The organism is Amycolatopsis sp. NPDC114478, assembly GCF_055633805.1.
The window spans coordinates 62,774-81,000 of sequence record NZ_JBVKDO010000026.1 but is presented as its reverse complement, the minus strand read 5'-3'; the positions used below and the strand labels follow the sequence as shown (position 1 = coordinate 81,000).

Sequence of the window (18,227 nt, the reverse complement as noted above, 5' to 3'; positions counted from 1 at the left end):
TGGGCGCGGAAAAGGGGTGGAAACGATGAACGAAACCTGGAAGTACCGGCCGCCGATGCTCTCGCCCCGGTTCGCCCACGAGGTGGCGACCGTCGGGGACGACGTCTTCGTGCTCGGCGGCACCGACGGGAACGTCGCCTACAGCTCGGTGGAGACCCGCAAGCTGACGGGCAGCGGCGAGTGGCACTACGTCAGCCCGATGCCGTTCCCGCGGGGCAACCACGCGGCCGGCGTCGTGGACGGGCTCGTCCACGTCGCGGGCGGGATCGGCCCGGACGGGCGCACGACCGACGCGGTGGAGGTCTACGACCCGGCGGCCGACGCGTGGCGGGAGAGCCCGCCACTGCCGGTCCCGCTCGGCGCGGCTTCGGCGGCCGGGCTGGGCGGGAAGCTGTACGTGGCGGGCGGCTTCGTCGGCGACAGCGATCCGGAGGAGCACGCCACGGACGCCGTGCTCGTCTTCGACCCGGCGGCGGGGCGCTGGGCGCCGGTCGCCCCGATGCTCACCCCGCGGGCCCGGTTCCGGCTCGTCGCGACCGGCACGCACCTGTACGCGCTCGGCGGGCTGCCCAGCAGGCAGCAGAACGCGCTCGACTCCGTGGAGCGGTACGACCCGGACACCGACCGCTGGGAGGCCGTCGCCCCGATGCGCAAGCGCCGCGGCGCGCCCGGCGCGGTCCGGGTGGAGGACCGGATCATCGTGGTCGGCGGCGGTCCCGCGCCGATCGAGGACCCGACCGCGCGAGACCGCACGACCGAGGTCCTCGACGTCCGCACGGGCGAATGGGTGCTGCTGAGCACCCTGCTCCCGCACGGCCGGGCGTCCGTCGTCTGCGCGGCCACCCCGGCCCACCGCGTGCTGGCGATCGGCGGCAGCGCGAACCTCTACGGCCAGAGCGTGACGGTGCCGGACGTGCTGTCGCTCAAGGTGCCGTGAGCGGTCAGCAGAACCAGCCGGCCTGGATCCAGCCGCGCTGGTTCACGTGGCCCATGGCGTAGCCCTCGGCCCAGTCACCGCTGGGCGAGTACCGCGACAGCTCGAAGTGGTCGCCGCGGTAGAGGGTGCCGATGATGACCCCGGCGGGCTGAGTGCGGACGTAGAGGTCCTGGGCGCAGATCTCGTGCACGGTCCCGGCGCTGGCGGCGGGCGCGAAGGCGATCGCCGCGGCGGCGGCGAGGGTGGTGGTCAGCAGGGCGCGTTTCATCGGTTTCCCTTTCAGTTCAGGGTGAAGCAGTCGCGGAGGAGGAAGCCCCACTTGCCGGTGCCGTGCCAGAAGACGTCGGCGGAGTAGTGGTCCGCGGTGATGTACCGGACGCCGATGTAGTTGCCTTCGACGAGCGTGGCGATCGGGTCGGAGTGGCCTTGGCCCGGGGTGTAGTTGCCGAAGAGGGTGGCGGTCTGGCAGGTGATGTGCGCGGCCCGGGTCGGCACCCAGGGATCGCCGATGGTGCCGCTTCCACTTTGGACGGTCGCGTGGGCGGCCGCCGCGGTGAGGGCGCCCACCGCGACGGCGAGGACGGTCGCGGCCTATCCGAACCGGAACTCCAAGACCGACCGCCCGCCCGCGTCCGTCACCGACTCCAAGACCAGCCCGTGTTCCGACGCGAGAGCCTCGAACTCCTCGACCCGCCGTTCCCGCCCCCCGAAGATGACGAGCATGGCCAGGTCCATGTCGGTCGCCGCCTGCCGGCCGCCGACCGGCTCGACGACCACGATCCGCCCGTCCGGCCCGGCCGCCTCGACGCAGCGGGCCAGGATGCGGTGGGCGTGCTCGTCGTCCCAGTCGTGGAGGATGTCGACCAGCAGGTAGGCGTCCGCCCCGGGCGGGAGCGGGTCGAAGAAGCTGCCGGCCGCCGCCGAAGCCCGGTCGCCCAGCTCGTGCGCGGCGAAGGTCGCCACGGCCATCGTGACGTCGAGGTCGACCAGCCGGCCCCGCACCGGCGCGTGGGCCGCCAGGATGCCCGCGAGCACCGTGCCCGGACCGCCGCCGACGTCGACGATCGTGGCGAACCGGCTCCAGTCGTACCAGGTCGCGAGGTGCGGGACGCCGGCCCGCAGCCGGTGCGCCATCTGGCGGTCGAACGACTCCCGCAGCGGCGGGTGCGCGGCGAGGTCGGACCAGAAGTCGCGCCCGTACCGGCGGTCGTACCCGGCCTGCCCGGTGGTGACGCTGTGCAGGAGCTCGGTGAACGCCAGCTCGGCGCGCCCGCCCGCGGTGTCCAGGTTCAACAGGACCGTGGTCAGGTTGTCGCCGCAGAGGTTCTCGCCGAATTCGGTGGTGCGGTAGCCGGCTGCGGTCCGCTCGAGGAAGCCGAGGCTGGTGAGGTGGGCCAGCAGCAGCCCGAGCGGAACCGGCGCGACGCCGAGGTCTTCGGCCAGCCGGTCGACGGCGGCGTCGGTGTCGCGCAGCCGGTCCGGCAGTCCCAAGGTCACCGCCACCCGCAAGGCCATCGGTGTCGCGAGGCCCGCCATGCGCAGGATCGTGTTCGCGTCGTCACTCCCCATGACCGCGCATGGTTCCAGCCGGGTAATTCCTTCCACAAGGGACGGTCGGTGAGCGGACGGGCACCGGGAGCGAAGGGAAGCGGATTGGAAGTCCCCTCGGGCAAGATCGATCCGCATCCCGAAGCGTGAGGAGTCGAAACATGAAAGCCCGTGTTCTCCAGGCCGTCATCGGTACGGCCTTCCTGGCCGTCCTCGTCCTCGCGCCCGCCGCGCAGGCGGCCGAGACACCGCCGCAGAACGGCCCCTCGATCGGCGTCGGTCCCTACATCGGCGACTCGCCCAAGCCCGGGACGGCCAACGCGGAAACCAGGTAAGCCGCGCGCAGGACGGCGTCGCGCAGCAGCGCGCCGCTGTCCCGCTCGCGGGCCGGGGCCAGCACGAACCCCGCGTCCGTGTGCTCGCCCCAGCCCGCCATCGCGTGCGGCTCGCCGAAGCCGCGGATCGGGCACGGCAGCGGCGGCGCCACCGGCAGGTGCGCGTCGCTGGCCAGCAGGCTGACGTCCGCGCGGGCCGCCTGCTCCGGCACTGCCCGCGCGGCCCGGTCCGGCGGCGCCTGGTGCGCCACGACGAGTGCCCGCGGAACCCCCAGTCCCGCGGACACCCGCCGCTGCGCCAGCCGGTAGGCGACCAGCGCGCCCAGCCCCGCGCCGAACAGCACGTGCGGGCGAGCTCGATGCTGGAGTGGACGGGCCGGCTGTCGGAAGCGGTCGAACACAGCCGGCGCGCGATCCAGCTGTTCCGCGAGCTGGGGAACCGGTCGGGTGAGGCGCTCGCGCTGAACTCGCTGAGCTGCCACTACCGCCAGCTGGGCCGGCTGGAGCAGGCCGAGGACTGCCTGTACGAGGCGGTCGCGCTGTGCCGCCGGGAGGAGCTGCGGTTCTGGGAAGCGGCGAACCTCGCCGACCTCGCGTGGGTGCTGCTGGAGACGGGCCGGTTCACCGAGGCGGCCGACGCGGCCGAGGGATCGCTGGCGGCGTTCCGCGAACTGGGGTCGAGCTTCGGGGAGGCGACGGCGTTGAACGCGTTGAGCGCGCTGCAGGGCGCGCGCGGCGATCACGCGGCCGCGGCCCGGACGGCAGAGGAAGCGTTGGACCGCGTCCGTCGCGACGGCGACCGCCAGGTGGAGGCGGCGGCGCTGATCGCCCTCGGCCGCGCTTCGGAAGCCAGCGGCGACCTGACGCTGGCGGAGCGGGTGCTCAGCGAAGCCCGCGAACTGGCGGCGGAGTCGGGGTTGCGGGGCCAGCTGGCCGAGGCATCGGCGACGCTGGCGTGGGTGCTGGCGGCGGCCGGCCGGGTCCCGGAGGCGGGCGAGCACGCGCGCGCGGCGTTGGACGCGGCCCGCGCGGGCGGCTACCGGCTGCTGGAGGCCCAGGCGTTGCTCGGACTGGCGGCGGTCGAGGGCGCGGCGGGCCGGTCGATGCTGGCGGCGGGGACCGCGCGGGAGGCACGGGGGTTGTACCGGTCGGTCGGGCACGTGACGGGGGAAGGACTGGCCGAGCGCTTCCTCACGGACCTCGCCCGGCGAGCCACCGGCTGAGCCGGGGAAAGCAGTCGCGGTCTCGCCGGCCAAGCCACCGGCCGAGCCGCGGCAGGCACTCGCGCGCCGGGCCCCCGGTCGAGCCGCGGCGAGCACCCGAACCACCACCTGCCCGCCGGCCTCGGACCAACCGCGGTCGCCCGATCGCGCGCGCCCGCTGGACCCGACGGCAGCGGTGCCTGCCCCCGAACGCCGTCACCACCCTTCCTTCGTGGTCGCGCCACCGGATGAGCGGTGTTACCCACCGGCGGGCGGCGCGACATACTGAACCCATGCCCCGTCCCAAACACGTCCCCGCGAGCGATCTCCGGCTCCCGGACGCGCTGCAGCCGGGGCGGCCCAAGGGCGACCAGCTGCGCGAGATCCTCGAGAGCGTCGCGACCGAGGCCGGCCCCGGGCGGCTGATGCCGTCCGAACGGTTCCTCGCCGAGCACTTCGGCGTCGCCCGGGGCACCGTGCGGCAGGAGATCAACCGCCTGGTCTCCGACGGCGTCCTCTACCGCCAGCACGGCACCGCCACCTTCACCGCCGAGCGCCAGACCGCGCACATCGACATGCTGACCTCGTTCACCGAGGACATGAAGGCCCGCGGCGTCGTCCCGAAGACGAAGGTGCTGCACGCCGAGGTCGAGGGCGCGGGCCGGCGGCTGGCCGGCCGCCTGAACGTCCCGCCGGGCGCGCGGGTGTTCCGCCTGGAGCGGCTGCGCTTCGTCGAGAACGAGCCGTTCGCCGTCGAGCGCACCAACCTCTCGGTCGACCGGTTCCCCGGCATCGAGCTGTTCGACTGGGAGACGCAGTCGCTGCACCGCACGATCGAGGAGCGCTGGGGCGTCCACGCGGAGTGGAACGACACGGCGATCTCGGCGGTCCTCCCGGACACCGGCGACGCCGCGCTCCTCGGCATCGAGCCGAGCCAGCCGTGCCTGATCATCGAGGGCACCCTGCACGACCAGAGCGGCGGCGTCATCGAGGCGGGCCGGTCGCTCTACCGCGCGGACCGCTACACCGTCTTCACGCAGGCGCGGCGCAGCCCGGCCTGAGCGGGCCCCCCATCCCTGCCGCGCGTGATCACGGGGAAAGGGAGGCACGCCGACGGCACCAGCGCACCGCGCACTCGTGCAGGGCGCGGAACCGCGATCCTGGTTTCCGGCTTCGCCGTGCTCGGCGTGGTCCTGTCGTCGGTCGCCTGGTGGCGGGGAGCCTGGCGGCCGCGCGGTGCGCACCTCCCATCGCCGCTCAGCCTGCTCGGCCTGTTCTTCCTGGGCGTCGCCGTGCTCCGGTCCGGCTTTCCGCTCGGTCAGGAGCGCGGCCGCGCCTCCTGATGCGCCCGGAGCAGCTTGAGGCAGTGCTCCACCAGCTTGTCCCCCGCGTCGGGCTCGAACAGCGTCACGTACGACTCGTAGATCCCGTCGCGGTGGCCATCCGCGTCGGGCAGGTAGCCCAGGTAGCCGTCGGAGTACCCGATCACCCGCGTGTGCCGGAACGGGCTGCCGCGCCGGATCCGCAGCCCCAGGGACGCGAACAGCTCGAACGGCGTGTGCAGCCAGGCGATCTCGCCCAGCGACACGACGCTCACCGGGACCTCCGCGCAGCCCGTCGGCCGGTCGGTGGCCGCCATCGCCGCCAGCATCGCGCCGCCCTCGTAGCGCGTCTGCGCGATCCGGACGGCCGGGTGGTCTTCGCCGTGGTGCGCCAGTTCGCGCTGCCACTCGCGCTCGGCCGACTCCCGCAGCTCCAGGCTATCCTCCAGCGACGGCACGTCCCGGTAGGGCAGGTGCAACGCCGAGCGCGTCATCCGAACCGGGCCGGACTCCGCCCCGGAGGACGCCTCCGCCAGGGTCCGGGCGATCGACGTCGCCAGGTGGCCGCCGAGCGTGCGGACCTCGGCGTGGTCGCGGCCGCGCCGGACGAACCGGGAGCTCGCGTCGCCCGCCGCGCCCTGCAGGAACGCCGAGACCGGCTGCCCGATCAGCGCCGCCAGCTCGCGCCGCGTCGCGCCCGGCCAGTCGGCCGACCAGGTCAGGTTGTCGGGCCCGAGCACGGTCGGGTGGCTCGCGTAGTCGAACAGCAGCGCCGCCGGCGAACCGTCGTCGCGGCGCAGTTCGAGCACGCCGAACGACGTGTCGTGCGGCCCGTCCGGCCGGTAGCGGTTGCCGCCGACGGCCTCGGTCGACCCGGCGTGCCAGCGGGCCCGGACGCGGCCGCGGCACGCGCGCAGCCGCAGTGCCGCGCCGGTGACCGTCTCCGCCATGCGGCCCACCAGACCGGCGTCGCGCCGCCAAGGAAGCCCCGGGTGCAGCGGTCCGGTCCAGCCCTCGGGCCCGGAATGCGTGTGCGACGCGCAGAGGACCACGCGCGCGGGGTCGATGCCGACCGCCGCGGCGACGGCGTCGGCCAGGGTGCGGGTGAGGCCGGCGTCGACCGCGAGCGCGTCGAGCGCCACCCACAGCACGCCCGGGTCGTCCTCGGTGGACAGCCAGATCAGCGACGCCTCGAGGTCGTCGTGCGTGCCGGTGGCGACGCCGTGCCGGGCCAGGTAGCCGCCGAGCGGGTGCCCGGGCCCCGGCGTGATCCGGACGTCTTGCGCGGCGAGCAGCAGCGCGGCGGTCACCAGGTCGATTCCAGGACGTCGACGACGCCGTCGCGGCCGGCGGCGCGCGCCACCCCGGCCAGCTCGGTGACGTCGCCGGTCGTGTGCAGCAGGACTTCCAGCAGCATCGGCAGGTTGAGCCCGGAGACCAGCTGGATGCGCGGGTGCACGGCGGCGAGCGCGCGCACGGCGTTGAACGGCGAGCCGCCGTGCAGGTCGGCGAGCACGAGCGCCTCGGTGGCCTCGCCGAGCAGCGCGAGCAGCCGGACGCCGAACTCCTCCGGGCTGTCGTGCGGGCTCAGCTCGCACACCTTCAGCCGCGACTGCGGCCCCAGGATCATTTCGGCGGCTTCCCCCACGCCGGAGGGCAGCCGCCCGTGCCCGGCGAGGACGATCGGGACGGACATGGCGGTCTCCTAACCCTTTGCCGGGGCCGACGGCGCGAACCAGCCGAGCCACCCCAGGATGACCCCGGCGACGACGACGATGGCGATGATCCAGACGGGCCGCAGGCGGGCCTTGGCCGTGAGCAGGTACACCCCGGCGGTGACGAGGACCGGCAGCAGGAACGGGACGAGCTCGTCGAGCCGGGCCTGGATCGCGACGGCCTGCGTCACGGGCTGCCCCTGGACCGTCGTGGTCTGGCGGTAGGTCAGCGTGGTGACGACCTTGACGATCGACGGGATGAACCCGCCGAGCACGACGAACCCGAGCACGGTGGCCCCCTGCGCGACGCGCGCGAGCGCGCCGGCGGCGAGGTGGCCGGCCAGCCGTTTCCCTTCGCGGTAGGCGAACCCGAACTGCCAGCGCCGGATCAGCGCGTACGGCACGAGGACCATCACCGCGGCGAAGGCGGGGCCGAGCCAGTTGCCCTGCAGCGCCCAGGACGCGCCCATGGTGAAGACGATGCTGTTGTAGAGCGCGAAGACGACGGTGTCGCCGATGCCCGCCATCGGGCCCATCAGCGCGACCTTGGTGCTCGCCGCCGACTTCGGCGTACCGGCTTCTTCGAGGGCGACGCTGGAGCCGAGGATCAGCGGGCCGCCGACGAGCACGGAGGTGTTGAAGAACTGGAGGTGCCGCTGCAGGCCGGCGACGTAGTCGGCCTTCTCCGGGTAGAGCCGGCGTAGCACCGGTTCCATCGAGTACGCGAAGCCGAGCGCCTGCATCCGCTCGTAGTTCCAGGAGATCTGGCTCGACCAGAAGTACCGGCGGAACACCCGGCGCAGGTCCTGCTTGGTCAGCCGGGCGTCCACAGTGTCCTTTTCGGACTTTTCGGCGGTCTCCGGGACCTCGATCGCCGGTTCGTCGCGCTTGAGCGTCACGAACAGCATCGCGACCGCGACGCCGATCAGCGCGATGCCCAGCAGCGGCACGTGGAGGTAGGCGAACGCGACGAACCCGATCAGCAGCAGGTACCAGTACCGCGAGAGCTCCATCATGCCGAGCAGCAGCGCGAACCCGACGGCGGGCAGCAGCGACCCGGCGAGCGTCATACCCTGCACGAACCCGGCGGGGATGCTCGCGGTGATGTCCTTGACCAGGCCGCCGGACGCGGCGAGCGCGGCGAGGAACGTCGGGATGGCGCGCACCGCCACCCACGGCACCAGGCTGACCCAGTGGATCACCGCCAGGCCGCGGGCGTTGCCGTCGGCGGCGTAGCCGTCGGCCCGGTGGACCAGCGCGGTGGTGATGATCTTGCCGACCGGGTCGAGCGCGGAGAGCAGGATGGCGGCGGGCAGCCCGACGCCGAGCCCGATGGCGACCTGCGCGGACGTGTCGCCGGCGGCGCCCGCGGCCAGCGCGGTGCCGACGATCGCGCCGGTCTGGTAGTCCGGGATGGTCGCGCCGCCGTAGGTGTAGACGCCGAGGGCGGCCAGCTCCAGCGTCGCGCCGATCAGCAGGCCGAGCAGCGGGTGCCCGACGATCAGGCCGGCCACCGAGCCGGCGATGAGCGGGCGCTGCGCGTAGATGAGGAACGGGCCGAGCCCGTCGTAGGTGCAGTAGATCGCCCAGAGGGTCAGGGCCAGCGCGACGAGCATGCGGGGCTAAAGCCCTTTCCGGTCGAGCAACGGGACGAATTCGGTGGGTTTGTCCTGCGGCATCAGCTGCGTGACCAGCGGGACGCCGGACGCGGCCAGCTCGCGGTAGGCGTCCGCCTCGTCCGCGGTGACCGCGATCGAGCGCGTGACCATGGTGTAGGCGGTACCGGGGCGCGGGGCGACGTTGCCGACGTTGACGGCTTCGGGTCTCAGGCCGCCTTCGACCAGGCGGAAGGCGTCTCCGGGGTCCTTGGCGAGGATCATGACGCCGGCGTCGGCGGTGGTTTCGAGCGTCTCGGCGACGGTGAAGACGTCGGTGGGCAGCCCGCGGGCGGCCTGCGGGAGCAGCATCCGCTGCAGCTCGTCGGCGGCGACGTCGTCGTTGCAGACGACCAGCCGGCGGACGCCGAGCCGCCGCGTCCACGCGACGGTGACCTGCCCGTGGATCAGCCGGTTGTCGATCCGGACGTGTGCCCCCGCCATGTGTCTCCTCCCGGCCCGCAGCGTCCATACTGGTTCGTACCAGTAGTTGTGTCAACGCTGTCCGTGACCGGCGGTTTTCAACGACGGCTTCGCGCGGCCGACGGAAGGACCCCTCAGACCTTCCGTCGGCCCGCGAGCGCGAAGCCCCCTCGGATTTACCCGGACCCTCCCATAAAGGTATATACCAGTATGGACGTCCGAGATCGACTGTCAAGACCTGCGCCGATGATCGGTACGAAGATCATTTTCAATCGGTCGACCGAAATGGACCAACTGAGCGGACTGGTGGGCGATTCACTCCAAGCTGTCCGCTCTTGTCAGTGACAGCCCGCTCACTCCCTGCCTATCATCCTCAGTGGTCTAGACCGCACTTCTCGCCCCCTGCCGCACCGGGAAAGGCGGAACTCCCCCATGACCGCGAAATCCCCGCGCCTCGCCGCGCTCTGCGCCGCCCTCGTCATCGCCACCTCGCTGCTCCCCTCGGCCGCCGCCGCGGGGGATGGCACCGAACAGCTGCCCGGCCGGCTGCGGCACCAGACCGCCGCCGCCCCGATGTCCGCCGTCTGCGACGGCGACGGCACCAGCGGCAAGCGCGTCCAGGCCCTCTACGTCCGCGGCGACACCCAGGCCGACCGCTACAGCCAGTTCGCCGGCCAGTTCCAGACCTTCGCGAGCCAGATCGACGACGGTTTCGTCGAGGCCGCCTACCGGCTCGGCGGCGGCGTGCGGCACGTCCGGTACGTCACCGACTCCAGCTGTCGCGCCACCGTCAACAACGTGACCATCGCCCAGGCCGACATGGCAGGAGTCGACACCATCACCAACGCCATCAAGGCGCAGGGCTACAACCGCGCCGACCGCAAGTACATCGTCTGGTACGACAAGGACGGCTGCGGCCTCGCGTTCGGCAACGGCGGCAACGACAGCCCCGGCTCGGGCAACCCGTACAACGCCGGCCCGCACTACGCCACCGTCGGCACCGGCTGCTGGTCCTGGCAGGCGACCGGGCACGAACTGCTGCACACCCTCGGCGCCGTCCAGGGCAGCGCACCGCACTCCACCGCCTACGGCCACTGCTGGGACGACGAAGACATCATGTGCTACGACGACGGCGGCCTGCCGAACCCGCCGGGCACCCTCGTGAAGGTCTGCCCCGGCGCGCCGGAGAACCAGTTCGACTGCCTCGGCGACGACTACTTCAACACCAACCCCGCGCCTGGCAGCTACCTGGCGACGCACTGGAACGTCGCGACCAGCGCGTACCTCATCGCCAGTGGCACGCCCTACCCCGCCGGCCCGATCACCGGGATCGACGGCAAGTGCGTAGACGTGTCGAACAGCGGCACCGCCAACGGCACCGCCGTGCAGCTCTGGACGTGCAACAGCACCGCCGCTCAGCGCTGGACCCGCCAGAACGGCACCGTCCGCGCACTCGGCAAGTGCCTCGACGTCGCCAACAGCGGCAGCGCGGACGGCACGCTCGTCCAGCTGTGGGACTGCAACGCCACCGGCGCGCAGAACTGGCAGGCCCGGTCGGACGGGACACTGCTGAACCCGCAGTCGGGCAAGTGCCTCGACGCGCCCGGCGGGTCCACCGGCGACGGCACCCGCCTGCAGATCTGGTCCTGCTCGGCGGGGGCCAACCAGCGCTGGGTTATCTCGGGGTAAAACCCCGCAACCTGCTCGCGCCCCCGTCGTTATCCGCTTCGTCAGTCCAGGGGAGGAACCATGCCGGCCGTCACTTCGAACATCGTCCCGCTCCGGCACGCGCGCCCAGGCGTGGTCGCGTACGTGAAGAGCCCGGCCGAGTGGTTCGTCTCCAACAGCGGCTGGATCCAGGGCAGCGAGGGTGTCGTGCTGGTCGACACCTGCGGCACCGAGCAGGCGACGCTGGAGCTGGTGCGCGACGTCCGCAAGTACGCGGGCGAGCAGGAGCTCACCGTCGTGGTCACGCACGCGCACGGTGAGCACCACAACGGCGTCGGGGTCGCGTTGCGCGAGGGCGGGACGGCGCTGGCCGCCCCCGGCAGCGTCGACCTGGTCAAGGCCGGGCCGCAGACCTACGGCAACGTCTTCACGTTCACCCAGTGGGGCGTGCTCGAGCCGCCGGAGCCGGCCGCGGTCCGGCCGGTGCCCGGCTGGCAGCGGCTCGACCTCGGCGACGCGGTCGCCGACGTCGTCGCGGTGCCGGGCGTCGCGCACACCGCGGGCGACCTCGTGGTGCACGAGCCGCGCTCGGGCACGCTCTTCACCGGCGACCTCGTCTCCATCGGCGACACCCCGATGGCGGTGCACGGCTCGGTCACGGGCTGGCTCAGCGCGCTCGACTGGCTGCAGGACACGTTCCGCCCGCGGACGCTCGTGCCCGGCCACGGCCCGGTGGCGACCCCGGGCCACAGCGCGCTGCACGCGATGCGCGTCTACCTCGAGTGGCTGCTCGAGGTGACCGGGCGCCAGACGGACTTCACGCGGCTGGCGAACCAGGCGTCGCTGCGCTGGCCGCACTGGCGCAACCCCGAACGGCACATCGGCAACCTGATGCGCGCGTACGCCGACCAGCACGGCCGCAAGCTCGACGTGGACCTGGCGGTCGACGCCATCCTCGCGGCCGCCGGCGGCCGGATCGACCTGGACTGCGTGCTCGGCGGGGAACCGGTCCGCCGCATTTCCTAGAGCCGCACCACTTCCGGCACCACCGGCGTGTCCCCGAGCCACGTGCAGGCGGGCACGCCGGTGCTCGAGGGCACCGGCACCGCCTTGCCGATCTTCACGCCGGCCACCGGCCGCCCGCACGCGGCGAGGTCCAGCACCAGCAACGGTATGACGAGCAGTACTTTCCGGATCCGCATATCGGCTCACCCCGGCTTGGTCTCCACACTCCCACCCGGCACACGGCGGCCGCGACGGCGCGGTTCAGCGCGATCGGGTGTATTTCCGCGGGCCCGCGCGGATCGGATGAACGGGGGGACGACCGGAAGGAATCCCCCGATGGAGTACCGGCTGGTGGCTACGCTGAGCGGGTCGATCGGAGGTGCGGTGGACACCACGACCCTGCTCGAAACGGCCGCTCGCGGCGACCAAGCGGCCTGGGACACCCTGGTGGACCGGTACGCGAGCCTGCTCTGGGCGATCGCGCGCGGCCACCGGCTCTCGGACGCCGACGCGGCCGACGTCGTCCAGACGACGTGGCTGAAGCTCGTCGAGAACCTCGGCAAGATCAAGGACCCGGACCGCCTGCCCGGCTGGCTCGCGACGACCGCGCGGCACGAGTGCCTCCGCCAGCTGCGCCGCGCCGGCCGCGAACGGCCGTCCGACGACCGGGACTGGCCCGAAGAGGCCGCCAGCCACCCGGGTGTCGACGCGGCCCTGCTCCTCGACGAGCGCAACGCCACGCTGTGGCGCGCGCTGGCCGCGTTGTCGGAGCAGTGCCGGCAGCTGCTGCGGGTGCTGATGGCGACGCCCCCGCCGTCGTACGCGGACGTGGCGGCCGCCCTCGACGTGCCGGTCGGCAGCATCGGCCCGACCCGGCAGCGCTGCCTGGCCCGGCTCCGGGAGCGGGCCGGCGCGGCCGGGCTCGGAACGGAGGACCGGACGTGACCGACGACGACGAACTCCTCGACGAGCTGCGCGCCGCCGCCGGGCAGGCGGACCCGGTGCCGGACCTCGTGCTGCGCCAGGCCCGCGCGGCGCTCGCCACCCGCGACCTCGACGCGGAACTGGCCGAGCTCGGCTTCGACTCCGACCTCGAGGCGGCGGGCGCGGTCCGCGGCGGCGACGTCCGCCTGCTGTCGTTCGACTCGGCGCGCGTGTCGCTGGAGCTGCAGGCCGAGTACGAAGACGACCGCGTCACGCTGCGCGGCCTGGTGACGGGCGCGACCGGCGACGCGGTGATCGAGGCCGCCGGCGAGCGGCACGTCCGGCCGATCGCCGCGGACGGCTGGTTCACCGCGACCGGCCTGCCGCGCGGGGCGACGCGGGTGCGGGTGACGGCGGCGGACGGCACGACGGTCACCACCGGCTGGACCAGCCTCTGACCCGGCCCGGCCGGGGCATCATGGACTGGTGCGGATCACGGCTTGGTGGCGCGGAATCAGCCCGCGACGGCGGCTGCTCATGGGCGGCGTCGTCGTCGCGGTGGCCGGCGTGCTCGTCGCGTCCGTCCTCGCCGCGACCGGCACCAGCGCCGCGCCGCAGTCCGGCGTCCCCGACCAGGGCAAGCCCGGGCCGGTGCTGCTCGTCCCCGGTTACGGCGGCGGCCAAGGCGCGCTGAACGAGCTCGCCGCCCACATCCGGCAGGCCACCGGACGCTCCACCGAGGTCCTCACCCTGGCCGGCGACGGCACCGGTGACCTGCTCGAACAGGCCGGCGTCCTGGCCGAAGCCGTCGAGAACGCGTACGCGCGCGGAGCGCCTTCGGTGGACGTCATCGGCTACTCCGCCGGCGGGGTCGTTGCCCGGCTGTGGGTCAGCCGCGACGGCGGCGACCACCAGGCCCGCCGCGTCGTCACGCTCGGCGCGCCGATGCACGGCACCGGCCTCGCCGCAGCCGGCGGCGCGCTCGTCCCCGGCGCCTGCCCGACCGCGTGCGTCCAGCTCGCCCCGGGCAGCACGCTCATGCAGGAGCTGGCGAAGGAACCGATCCCCGCGACGCTGCCGTGGCTGTCGGTGTGGACCGAACGCGACGAGACCGTCACGCCCCCCGAGTCCGCCCGCCTCGAGGGCGCCGTCAACGTCCCCCTCCAGCAGGTCTGCCCCGGCAACCAGGCCGGCCACGGCGACCTGCCCACCGACCCCGCCGTCACCGAGCTCGTCCTGCAGGCCCTGGGCACCGGCCCGCTCGAAGCGCCCACCGAGTGCCTCAGCTCGTGACGTCCTTGGTCGCGAAGTTCGCCCACGCGGCCCCGAAGAACACGACGATGTAGCCGGCCTGCAGCAGCAGCCCGTGGTCGATGTTGCGCCACAGCACGGGATCCCGGAAGAAGTCGATCCAGGACAGCCAGTAGTGCGTCGGCAGGTACGGCTTCACCGACGCCGCGGCGTCCAGGGTCTCCAGCACCGAGCTGGTGATCAGCACGGCCAGCCCACCCAGCGCGGCCCCCAGCGCCGAGTCGCTCAACGTCGAGAGGAACAGCGTGATCGCGGCGAACCCCAGCATCGACGTGACGATGTAGGAAACCGCGCCCAGCAGCCGCAACCCGAGCCCGGACGAGCTGAGCGACTGCCCCGACAACGACGTCACGCCGGTCGGCTGCCCACCCGGCCCGGCCACGCCCGGGGTCCCGCCGGTGCCGAACAGGATCACGCCGAGCACCAGCGACGTCAGCACGACGATCACGATCGCCGCGGTCACGTACACCGCCAGGGCGATCATCTTCGCGCCGAGCAGCCGCGTCCGGCCGACCGGGCGCACCAGCAGGTACCGCAGCGTACCGCCGGACGCCTCCCCCGCGATCGAGTCGCCGGCCACCACCGCGACGGCGATCGGCAGGAACAGCGGCAGGACGAGCGCGAGCGCGGCCGCCGGGAACAGCGAGCCGTCGTTGACCACCGCCGACAGGAACGCCCCGCCCTGCCCGGGCGGCGGCGCGAAGTCGGCCGTCGCCAGGAAGACGCCGACGATCGCCGGCAGCAGGCAGAGCAGCAGCACGCTGACCCACACCCGCGGGCGCAGCGCGAGCTTGCGCAGTTCGACGGCGATCACCCGGCGGCCCCGAACCGGTCCGAGCCCGGACCCGTCACATCGAGGACGACCTCTTCGAGCGTCCGCTGTTCGGCGTGGATCGACGTCACGCGCACCCCCGCTTCGACCAGCAGCGCGTTCAGCGCGGCCGGGTCGCCGTGCCGGATGACCAGGCGGTCGCCGTCGCGGGACTCGAGCTGGCCGTCGAGGACCGCGGCCGCCGCGGCGGCGTCCGGCGTGCCGACCAGCACCCGGCCGGTCGCCGCCCGCAGCGTCGCCAGGTCCTCTTCCAGCACGAGCCGCCCGCGGTCGACGACGCCGACGCGCGTGCAGAGCTGCTCCACCTCGGCGAGCAGGTGACTGGACAGGAACACCGTGGTGCCACCCGCGTTCAGCTCGACGAGCAGTTCGCGGATCTCCTTGATGCCCTGCGGGTCGAGGCCGTTGGTGGGCTCGTCGAGGATCAGCAGCCGGGGCTTGCGCAGCAGCGCGCCGGCGAGGCCGAGGCGTTGCCGCATGCCGAGCGAGTACGCCTTCACCGGCCGCTGGTCCACGCCGCCGAGGCCGACCTGCTCCAGGGCTTCGTCGATCCGGTGCCGCCGGGTGCGCCGCCCGCCGCCGCGCCCGGCTGCGTCGAGCAGCGCGAGGTTGCGCCGGCCGGACAGGTGCGGGTACGCGGCCGGGCCCTCGACGAGCGCGCCGACCTCCGACAGCACCTCGGCGACCCGCTTCGGGACGGGCTTCCCGAGCACCTCGATCTCGCCGCTGGTCGCGTAGACGAGGCCGAGCAGCATCCGGACGAGCGTGGTCTTGCCCGAGCCGTTCGGGCCGAGGAAGCCGTAGCGGTCGCCTTCGCGGACGGCCAGGTCGACTGCGTCGACCGCGAGGGTGGCGCCGTACCGCTTGGTCAGCGCGCGCGTGACGATCATCGGCCGCTCCGGCGCAGCCGGGACAGCTCGTCCGCGACGGTCTTCAGCACGTCCGGCGTCACCGTCCCGGCCAGCAGGTAGGAGCGGCGGAAGGCCGACGCACGGACGATGGCCAGCGACAACGGCGTGATCGACAGCTGCACCACGGTCCCGGCGGCCAGCTTGACCTGCACCGCGCCGGCCTTCGCGGCGGCGTCGGCGGCCGCGTTCCCGACCGCGCGCGGCACGGCGATGACCGCGAAGGCCGCGAGCCCGCTGCCGTAGAGCGCGGCGCCCTCGACGCCGCCGAAGTCCGACGACACCACCGGGCGCCCGGCGAGCGTCGCCGGCAGCGGCACCTGGCCCAGCGCGCCGAGCGCGTTCGAGACGTCCGGGGCGCTCGCCACGGTGAACCCCGAGCCGAGCACCGGCCTCGGCGCCTCGACGACCGGTGTCGTCTGCTCCAGCTGCTGGAACTCGGTGACCAGGATCGGCGCCTCCTGGCCCCGGGCGGTGACCTCGACGCGCACGGGCAGGCCGGTCGCCGGGTCCGCCCAGACGTCGACGCGCCCGATCGTCGTGGCCGGGTCGGCGGGCACGAGCCGCAGCCCGGACGCGGCGATCCCGGCGACGTTGCGGCCCGGCAGCGCGCTCACCGAGTCGCCCTTCGCCGCCTTCAGGATCCGCCGCGCGAGCTCGGGCGGCAGCAGGTCCCCGCCCCGCGGGAGCCGGACGCTCGGCTCGCCGACCAGCTCGGTCAGCGTGTTGTCGCCGTAGTCCCAGGTGTATTCGCCGTCGGGCAGGCGGTAGACGTCGTGCTCGCCGGCGGTGCCGAGGATGTCGACGCGGTAGCGGTCGGGCCCGGCGTACCACGCGCGCATCGGCGTCCGCATCGAGAAGAGCGCCGTGACGGGAGCGAGGTTCGGCAGCTCCGGCAGGGCGAGCGACCCGGCGCTTTCGGCGTAGCCCTGGTACGGCTTTCCGGCGGACGCCAGCACCAGATCACGAAGCCGGGCCGGATCGACGCTGGCCCCGGCCGGTGCGAGCGCGGCGACGACGGACGGCACGGACACGAGCACCGCGGCCACGGCGGCGACGACCGCCCACCGGCGCCGCTTCGCGTGCCGCACCACCGAGGGCGTCATCCGGCATCACCTCTCCGTCCTTTGTACGCCATGGCCGCTACTGTCGAGGGGTGGCGAATCCCGTTCATGCCGCGGTCCTGAGCTAGGCGCCTGGCGCACGCGGCGGGCGCAGCGGCTCTCGCTGCTCTACGTGCCCCTCGACCCCGGCCACATCCCCCTGCGCGTCGCCGTCGCTCGCAGGTCGCGCCAGGACACGCTCCGTGTCCGCGCGGCGGCGGGCGCTGCGCGAGTTGCCCGGGGACGTCGGCGCGGCGGAACGGCGACACCGGGACATCGCGGTCGCGGCCCGCGGATCCACGCCGGACGCAACGCGGATTCCTCGACCGGGCACGGGCCGCCGAGGTCACGTCACCCTGGCGACTCAGTCCTTAGTGGACAGTGAGGCTCGCGACCGCCTCGACGGCTTCCCGCGTCTCCCGGACGTTGTGGGCGCGGAAGACCGCCGCACCCGCGTGCGCCGCGATCGCCGTGGCCGCGAGGGTGCCCGCCAGGCGGTCGTGGGCCTCGACGTCGAGCGTCTCGCCGATCAGGTCCTTGTTCGACAGCGCGACGAGCACCGGCCAGCCGGTCGCCACCAAACGGTCGAAGTGCCGGAGCAGCGACAGGCCGTGGCGGGTGCTCTTGCCGAAGTCGAACGTCGGGTCGACGAGCACGCCGCCGCGCGGGACCCCGGCCGCGACCGTCCGCTCGGCCGCCGCGGTCAGCTCGGCGACCACGTCCGCGACGACGTCGTCGTAGCGCGGCCAGAACGGGCGGTCCGCGGACGGCTCGGGGTACGGGTCGGTGCGCACCGGCATGCCCCCGACGTGGGAGCAGACGTAGCCCGTGCCGAACTCGGCGGCCACCTCGACCAGCTTCGGGTCGGCGCCCGCCCAGGTGTCGTTGAGCAGGTCGGCGCCCGCTTCGCAGACCCGGCGGCCGACCTCGTGGCGCCAGGTGTCGACGCTGATGACCAGGTCCGGGTGGCGTTCCCGCACCTCGGCGACGAACGGCACGACCCGGGCGCTCTCCTCGTCGACGTCGACCTCGGGACCCTCGCCCGCCTTCACCCCGCCGATGTCGACGATGTCGGCGCCCGCCGCGACCGCGCGGTCGACGGCGTCGCGCGCGGCGTTCTGCGCGAAGGTCGCGCCTTTGTCGTAGAAGGAGTCGGGCGTGCGGTTGACGATGGCCATGACCAGCGCGCGGTCGCCGGGCATGCGGCGGCCGCGGAAGACCGTCTCCGGCCGGGGTGACGTCATGTCCTCAACCCTGCCAGGTCACGGCTCGGTCCGGAACGCCGCGTCCGCGGCCCCGGGCCGGTTATCCTCGGGCGCACACCGAGCAGGGGGAACGA

Annotated in this window: 23 protein-coding genes; 10 read left to right on the top strand and 13 right to left on the bottom strand. The window is 73.6% G+C overall.

Annotation, left to right across the window (positions count from 1 at the left end):
* Positions 1–25 precede the first annotated feature (25 nt).
* Positions 26–937 carry a Kelch repeat-containing protein gene (locus ACZ7OH_RS44370; protein WP_470286414.1) on the top strand — a complete coding sequence of 304 codons (912 nt, stop codon included), beginning with the start codon at positions 26–28 and terminating at the stop codon, positions 935–937.
* Between the two features lie 4 nt (positions 938–941).
* Here the strand turns inward: ACZ7OH_RS44370 and ACZ7OH_RS44365 are convergent, their stop codons facing one another.
* From ACZ7OH_RS44365 to ACZ7OH_RS44355, 3 genes are read right to left on the bottom strand one after another with little or no spacing between them, the layout of a single operon-like run.
* Positions 942–1,205, bottom strand: coding sequence for an SH3 domain-containing protein (locus ACZ7OH_RS44365; RefSeq protein ID WP_400902409.1), 264 nt, complete (start codon positions 1,203–1,205; stop codon positions 942–944).
* An 11-nt stretch (positions 1,206–1,216) separates the two neighbouring features.
* Positions 1,217–1,504, bottom strand: a complete 288-nt coding sequence (locus tag ACZ7OH_RS44360) for a hypothetical protein (RefSeq protein ID WP_470286413.1) — start codon at positions 1,502–1,504, stop codon at positions 1,217–1,219.
* Between the two features lie 24 nt (positions 1,505–1,528).
* Complete coding sequence (locus ACZ7OH_RS44355; RefSeq protein ID WP_470286412.1) at positions 1,529–2,506, bottom strand: methyltransferase; 978 nt, start codon at positions 2,504–2,506, stop codon at positions 1,529–1,531.
* A 140-nt stretch (positions 2,507–2,646) separates the two neighbouring features.
* On the opposite strand from ACZ7OH_RS44355, the gene ACZ7OH_RS44350 reads away from it, so the two are divergent.
* On the top strand, positions 2,647–2,820 hold the full coding sequence (locus ACZ7OH_RS44350; RefSeq protein WP_470286411.1) for a hypothetical protein: 174 nt from the start codon (positions 2,647–2,649) through the stop codon (positions 2,818–2,820).
* Here the strand turns inward: ACZ7OH_RS44350 and ACZ7OH_RS44345 are convergent.
* The gene (locus ACZ7OH_RS44345; RefSeq protein WP_470286410.1) at positions 2,769–3,164 is read right to left on the bottom strand and encodes a hypothetical protein; all 396 of its coding nucleotides are present in this window, start codon (positions 3,162–3,164) and stop codon (positions 2,769–2,771) included. The two genes, ACZ7OH_RS44350 and ACZ7OH_RS44345, sit on opposite strands and share 52 nt — an antisense overlap.
* 15 nt (positions 3,165–3,179) lie before the next feature.
* Here ACZ7OH_RS44345 and ACZ7OH_RS44340 point away from each other — a divergent pair, with 15 nt between their 5' ends.
* The 3 genes from ACZ7OH_RS44340 (at position 3,180) to ACZ7OH_RS44330 (ending at position 5,365) form a co-directional block, all read left to right on the top strand.
* Positions 3,180–4,043: a tetratricopeptide repeat protein gene (locus ACZ7OH_RS44340; protein WP_470286409.1), complete on the top strand. Its 864-nt coding sequence runs from the start codon at positions 3,180–3,182 to the stop codon at positions 4,041–4,043.
* 272 nt (positions 4,044–4,315) lie between these two features.
* Complete coding sequence (locus tag ACZ7OH_RS44335) at positions 4,316–5,083, top strand: GntR family transcriptional regulator (protein ID WP_400902393.1); 768 nt, start codon at positions 4,316–4,318, stop codon at positions 5,081–5,083.
* A gap of 24 nt (positions 5,084–5,107) precedes the next feature.
* Positions 5,108–5,365 (top strand): hypothetical protein, encoded by a 258-nt coding sequence (locus ACZ7OH_RS44330; RefSeq protein WP_470286408.1) that lies wholly within the window; start codon positions 5,108–5,110, stop codon positions 5,363–5,365.
* Here the strand turns inward: ACZ7OH_RS44330 and ACZ7OH_RS44325 are convergent.
* The 4 genes from ACZ7OH_RS44325 to ACZ7OH_RS44310 are packed head-to-tail and all read right to left on the bottom strand — an operon-like array spanning position 5,341 to position 9,158.
* Positions 5,341–6,654, bottom strand: a complete 1,314-nt coding sequence (locus tag ACZ7OH_RS44325; RefSeq protein WP_470286407.1) for a hypothetical protein — start codon at positions 6,652–6,654, stop codon at positions 5,341–5,343. The genes ACZ7OH_RS44330 and ACZ7OH_RS44325 overlap by 25 nt on opposite strands.
* Complete coding sequence (locus ACZ7OH_RS44320) at positions 6,651–7,040, bottom strand: PTS sugar transporter subunit IIA (RefSeq protein WP_400902388.1); 390 nt, start codon at positions 7,038–7,040, stop codon at positions 6,651–6,653. Before ACZ7OH_RS44320 ends, ACZ7OH_RS44325 begins: the two co-directional genes overlap by 4 nt.
* Before the next feature lie 9 nt (positions 7,041–7,049).
* Complete coding sequence (locus tag ACZ7OH_RS44315) at positions 7,050–8,675, bottom strand: PTS system mannose/fructose/sorbose family transporter subunit IID (protein ID WP_470286406.1); 1,626 nt, start codon at positions 8,673–8,675, stop codon at positions 7,050–7,052.
* A 6-nt stretch (positions 8,676–8,681) separates the two neighbouring features.
* Entirely contained in the window at positions 8,682–9,158 is a 477-nt protein-coding gene (locus ACZ7OH_RS44310; protein WP_470286405.1) for a PTS sugar transporter subunit IIB, read from the bottom strand.
* 411 nt (positions 9,159–9,569) lie between these two features.
* On the opposite strand from ACZ7OH_RS44310, the gene ACZ7OH_RS44305 reads away from it, so the two are divergent.
* Positions 9,570–10,826: a ricin-type beta-trefoil lectin domain protein gene (locus ACZ7OH_RS44305; protein WP_470286404.1), complete on the top strand. Its 1,257-nt coding sequence runs from the start codon at positions 9,570–9,572 to the stop codon at positions 10,824–10,826.
* Between the two features lie 60 nt (positions 10,827–10,886).
* Positions 10,887–11,831, top strand: coding sequence for an MBL fold metallo-hydrolase (locus ACZ7OH_RS44300; protein ID WP_470286403.1), 945 nt, complete (start codon positions 10,887–10,889; stop codon positions 11,829–11,831).
* Here ACZ7OH_RS44300 and ACZ7OH_RS44295 read toward each other — a convergent pair.
* Positions 11,828–12,007: a hypothetical protein gene (locus ACZ7OH_RS44295; RefSeq protein ID WP_470286402.1), complete on the bottom strand. Its 180-nt coding sequence runs from the start codon at positions 12,005–12,007 to the stop codon at positions 11,828–11,830. The genes ACZ7OH_RS44300 and ACZ7OH_RS44295 overlap by 4 nt on opposite strands.
* A gap of 139 nt (positions 12,008–12,146) precedes the next feature.
* Here ACZ7OH_RS44295 and ACZ7OH_RS44290 point away from each other — a divergent pair, with 139 nt between their 5' ends.
* From ACZ7OH_RS44290 to ACZ7OH_RS44280, 3 genes are read left to right on the top strand one after another with little or no spacing between them, the layout of a single operon-like run.
* Positions 12,147–12,755 carry an RNA polymerase sigma factor gene (locus ACZ7OH_RS44290; RefSeq protein WP_470286401.1) on the top strand — a complete coding sequence of 203 codons (609 nt, stop codon included), beginning with the start codon at positions 12,147–12,149 and terminating at the stop codon, positions 12,753–12,755.
* Positions 12,752–13,192, top strand: coding sequence for a hypothetical protein (locus ACZ7OH_RS44285; protein WP_470286400.1), 441 nt, complete (start codon positions 12,752–12,754; stop codon positions 13,190–13,192). Before ACZ7OH_RS44290 ends, ACZ7OH_RS44285 begins: the two co-directional genes overlap by 4 nt.
* Before the next feature lie 28 nt (positions 13,193–13,220).
* On the top strand, positions 13,221–14,027 hold the full coding sequence (locus tag ACZ7OH_RS44280; protein WP_470286399.1) for an alpha/beta hydrolase: 807 nt from the start codon (positions 13,221–13,223) through the stop codon (positions 14,025–14,027).
* Here the strand turns inward: ACZ7OH_RS44280 and ACZ7OH_RS44275 are convergent.
* The 4 genes from ACZ7OH_RS44275 to folP all read right to left on the bottom strand — a co-directional run bounded on the left by ACZ7OH_RS44275 (position 14,017) and on the right by folP (position 18,132).
* Positions 14,017–14,859, bottom strand: a complete 843-nt coding sequence (locus ACZ7OH_RS44275) for an ABC transporter permease (RefSeq protein ID WP_470286398.1) — start codon at positions 14,857–14,859, stop codon at positions 14,017–14,019. The two genes, ACZ7OH_RS44280 and ACZ7OH_RS44275, sit on opposite strands and share 11 nt — an antisense overlap.
* Positions 14,856–15,767 (bottom strand): ABC transporter ATP-binding protein, encoded by a 912-nt coding sequence (locus ACZ7OH_RS44270; protein WP_470286397.1) that lies wholly within the window; start codon positions 15,765–15,767, stop codon positions 14,856–14,858. Before ACZ7OH_RS44270 ends, ACZ7OH_RS44275 begins: the two co-directional genes overlap by 4 nt.
* Positions 15,764–16,891: a LolA-like protein gene (locus ACZ7OH_RS44265; protein WP_470286396.1), complete on the bottom strand. Its 1,128-nt coding sequence runs from the start codon at positions 16,889–16,891 to the stop codon at positions 15,764–15,766. The genes ACZ7OH_RS44270 and ACZ7OH_RS44265 overlap by 4 nt, the downstream gene beginning before the upstream one ends.
* 368 nt (positions 16,892–17,259) lie before the next feature.
* Positions 17,260–18,132: a dihydropteroate synthase gene (gene folP / locus ACZ7OH_RS44260; protein ID WP_470286395.1), complete on the bottom strand. Its 873-nt coding sequence runs from the start codon at positions 18,130–18,132 to the stop codon at positions 17,260–17,262.
* Positions 18,133–18,227 lie beyond the last annotated feature (95 nt).

Excerpts from the sequence above, each read along its gene's own strand:
- ACZ7OH_RS44370 (WP_470286414.1), top strand. The coding sequence starts at position 26 with ATGAACGAAACCTGGAAGTACCGGCCGCCGATGCTCTCGCCCCGGTTC.
- ACZ7OH_RS44365 (WP_400902409.1), bottom strand. The coding sequence starts at position 1,205 with ATGAAACGCGCCCTGCTGACCACCACCCTCGCCGCCGCCGCGGCGATC.
- ACZ7OH_RS44355 (WP_470286412.1), bottom strand. The coding sequence starts at position 2,506 with ATGGGGAGTGACGACGCGAACACGATCCTGCGCATGGCGGGCCTCGCG.
- ACZ7OH_RS44350 (WP_470286411.1), top strand. The coding sequence starts at position 2,647 with ATGAAAGCCCGTGTTCTCCAGGCCGTCATCGGTACGGCCTTCCTGGCC.
- ACZ7OH_RS44340 (WP_470286409.1), top strand. The coding sequence starts at position 3,180 with ATGCTGGAGTGGACGGGCCGGCTGTCGGAAGCGGTCGAACACAGCCGG.
- ACZ7OH_RS44335 (WP_400902393.1), top strand. The coding sequence starts at position 4,316 with ATGCCCCGTCCCAAACACGTCCCCGCGAGCGATCTCCGGCTCCCGGAC.
- ACZ7OH_RS44320 (WP_400902388.1), bottom strand. The coding sequence starts at position 7,040 with ATGTCCGTCCCGATCGTCCTCGCCGGGCACGGGCGGCTGCCCTCCGGC.
- ACZ7OH_RS44315 (WP_470286406.1), bottom strand. The coding sequence starts at position 8,675 with ATGCTCGTCGCGCTGGCCCTGACCCTCTGGGCGATCTACTGCACCTAC.
- ACZ7OH_RS44310 (WP_470286405.1), bottom strand. The coding sequence starts at position 9,158 with ATGGCGGGGGCACACGTCCGGATCGACAACCGGCTGATCCACGGGCAG.
- ACZ7OH_RS44305 (WP_470286404.1), top strand. The coding sequence starts at position 9,570 with ATGACCGCGAAATCCCCGCGCCTCGCCGCGCTCTGCGCCGCCCTCGTC.
- ACZ7OH_RS44300 (WP_470286403.1), top strand. The coding sequence starts at position 10,887 with ATGCCGGCCGTCACTTCGAACATCGTCCCGCTCCGGCACGCGCGCCCA.
- ACZ7OH_RS44295 (WP_470286402.1), bottom strand. The coding sequence starts at position 12,007 with ATGCGGATCCGGAAAGTACTGCTCGTCATACCGTTGCTGGTGCTGGAC.
- ACZ7OH_RS44290 (WP_470286401.1), top strand. The coding sequence starts at position 12,147 with ATGGAGTACCGGCTGGTGGCTACGCTGAGCGGGTCGATCGGAGGTGCG.
- ACZ7OH_RS44270 (WP_470286397.1), bottom strand. The coding sequence starts at position 15,767 with ATGATCGTCACGCGCGCGCTGACCAAGCGGTACGGCGCCACCCTCGCG.
- ACZ7OH_RS44265 (WP_470286396.1), bottom strand. The coding sequence starts at position 16,891 with ATGACGCCCTCGGTGGTGCGGCACGCGAAGCGGCGCCGGTGGGCGGTC.
- folP (WP_470286395.1), bottom strand. The coding sequence starts at position 18,132 with ATGACGTCACCCCGGCCGGAGACGGTCTTCCGCGGCCGCCGCATGCCC.